Origin of the sequence: Actinobaculum sp. oral taxon 183 str. F0552 (assembly GCF_000466165.1) — a bacterium.
GTDB lineage: Bacteria > Actinomycetota > Actinomycetes > Actinomycetales > Actinomycetaceae > Peptidiphaga.
On the sequence record NZ_KE951468.1, the window covers coordinates 1 to 2,732 of the forward strand.

Here is a 2,732-nt window from a genome sequence, read left to right on the forward strand (position 1 = left end):
GGACGGCCGGCCGCCGGCCGCCCGGGCGAAACGCGGAGCCCACGCGGCGCAGGACGCCCCGGCGGACGACGACGCCCATGGCTGAGGCCGGCCCCGGCGTCCGTCTGGGGGACCTCGTCCTGGGGACGCCGGTCATGCTCGCCCCCATGGCCGGGGTGACGAACCCGCCCTTCCGGCGGCTGTGCCGCGAGGAGGCCGAGAGGGGGCTCGCCGAGGCGGGGGTCGATCCGGCTGGGCGCTCCCAGCCGCCCGGCGCGTTCGCCCCCGCGGGGCTGTGGGTGTGCGAGATGACGACCGCCCGCGCCCTCGTCGAAGGCAAGGCCGAGACCGTGAACATGGTCAAACCCGACCCCGACGACCCGGTCCGCTCGATCCAGCTGTACGGCGTCGAACCGGCGACGACGGCCGCAGCCGTGGACATGCTCGTCCGCGAAGGCCTGGCCGACCACGTCGACCTCAACTTCGGATGCCCCGCCCCCAAGGTGACGCGCAGGGGCGGAGGGTCCGCCCTCCCGTGGAAACTCGACCTCTTCGCCGAAATCGTCGCGGCGGCCGTGACAGCCGCCCGGCGGGCCAGCGCCTCGCGGGACTTCGAGATCCCCGTGACCGCCAAGATCCGCATCGGCATCGACGAGGAGCACCCCACGTTCATGGACGCGGCTCGGATCGCCGGCGAGGAGGGGATCGCGGGGCTCACCCTCCACGCGCGCACGACCGCCCAGCACTACGCGGGGCGTGCGCGGTGGGAGGCGATCGGCGAGCTTGTCCAGGCGACCGGCCTGCCCGTGTTCGGCAACGGGGACGTCTTCGAGGCGGAGGACGCCCGGCGCATGATGTCGGCGACCGGATGCGCAGGCGTGGCGATCGGCCGCGGCTGCCAGGGACGGCCGTGGCTCTTCAGGGACCTGGCCGCCGCCATGCACGGCTCGCCCGTCAGGGCCCGCCCGGGCCTGGCCGAGGTCGCGGCTGCCATCCTCCGCCACGCGGAGCTGTCCGTCGAGCACTTCAACGGCGACGAGCGTCGGGCCCTCAGGGAGATGCGCAAGCACACGGCCTGGTACCTGCGCGGTTTCTCCGTCGGGGGACGGGCCCGCGCCGAGCTCTCCCTGGTCTCCACGCTCGAGGAGCTCCGTTCCCGGCTCGACGCGCTCGACCTCGCCCAACCCCACCCCGACGCCGCAACCGGGCCCCGCGGACGGGCCGGACGCCCCAAAAGGCCGCGCCTGCCCGAGGGCTGGCTCGATTCGCGCAGCCTCACGCCCGCCCAGCGGGAAAGGGTCGCCCAGGCCGAGATCGCCGTCTCCGGCGGCTGAGACGGGGAGCCCGGTTGCGCCGCCGACACCGCCGGCGAGCGGGCGCCCGGCGATCCGGCGCCCGAACGGTGGCCGGCCCGCGGCGCTCGCGGGTATGGTGGCGCCATGGACGCACACGAACGGTGGGTGGCCGAGCCTGACAAAGACCCGAGCAGAACCGAGTTCGAACGCGACCGAGGACGGGTCCTCCACTCCTCCGCGCTGCGCAGGCTGGGCGCCAAGACCCAGGTGCTCGGCCCCGAGTCCGACGACTTCATCCGGACCCGTCTCACCCACTCCCTGGAGGTCGCCCAGATCGGGCGCGCCCTGGCCACCAACCTCGGCGCCGACCCCGACGTGGTCGAGACCTCCTGCCTCTCCCACGACCTCGGACACCCTCCCTACGGGCACAACGGCGAACGCGCCCTGGCGGAGGTGGCCGAACCCTGCGGCGGGTTCGAGGGCAACGCCCAGACTCTGCGGATCCTCACCCGGCTCGAGCCCAAACGGACGTCTCCCGGCGGCCGCCCCGTCGGCTTGAACCTCACCCGCGCCACCCTGGACGCAGTCGTCAAGTACCCGTGGGGGCCGGGCAGGGGGCCGACCCGCCCCGACGGCAGCACCTCGCCGAAATTCGGCGTCTACGACGAGGACCGCGACGTCTTCTCGTGGATACGGGCGGGTCGGGGAGCCGAGCGGTGCATCGAAGCCCAGATGATGGACCTCGCCGACGACATCGCCTACTCGGTCCACGACGTCGAAGACGGCGTCGTCCGCGGCCTCATCGACGCCTCGGCCCTGTGGGATCCGGCCGAGCAGGAGCGCGTCGTCGCCGACACCACCGCCTGGTACGGCCTCGCCGACGGGGCGGCGCTGGGCGACGCCCTCGACAGGCTCCTGGGGGAGGAGGCCTGGCCCGCCCACTTCGAGGGCACCTACCCGCAGCTCGCCGCCGTCAAGGACCTCTCGAGCGACCTCATCGGGCGCTTCGTCTCCAGCGTGTGCGAGGCGACGATCGCGGCCCACGGGCCGGGGCCCCTGCGGCGGTACGCGGGCGACGTCGTCGTCCCCGAGCGGACGCGGGCCGAGATCGCCCTGCTCAAGGGCCTCGCCGTCACCTACGTCATGCTGCCTCGGGAGAGCGAGCCCCGGTATTACGAGCAGAGGACCGTGCTCTTCGACCTCGTCGACGCCCTCGTCGAGAACCCCCGCGCCCTCGAGCCGCACTTCTTCGAAGCCTGGAAGGCCCGCGACGAATCGGGGCGGCTGCGCGTGATCGTCGACCAGGTCGCCTCCCTGACCGACCAGTCGGCACGCCAATGGCATTCCCGGCTGTGCGGATTCCTCAGGAACTGAGCCGCCCCGGCGCCGGCCCCGCTCCCGTCCGCCTGGGCCACGGCACCGCCACCGGGCGCCTGCCCGATGCGCGGGCGCCCGGTG

Annotated in this window: 2 protein-coding genes; both read left to right on the forward strand. The window is 74.0% G+C overall.

All coding sequences use genetic code 11. From position 1 onward, the window contains the following. The first annotated feature begins 146 nt into the window (after positions 1-146). Positions 147-1,313: a tRNA dihydrouridine synthase DusB gene (gene dusB, locus HMPREF0043_RS08865; RefSeq protein ID WP_232206106.1), complete on the forward strand. Its 1,167-nt coding sequence runs from the start codon at positions 147-149 to the stop codon at positions 1,311-1,313. Positions 1,314-1,418: 105 nt separating this feature from the next. Next, on the forward strand, positions 1,419-2,648 hold the full coding sequence (locus tag HMPREF0043_RS08870; RefSeq protein WP_021602713.1) for a deoxyguanosinetriphosphate triphosphohydrolase: 1,230 nt from the start codon (positions 1,419-1,421) through the stop codon (positions 2,646-2,648). The last annotated feature ends 84 nt before the right edge of the window (positions 2,649-2,732 follow it).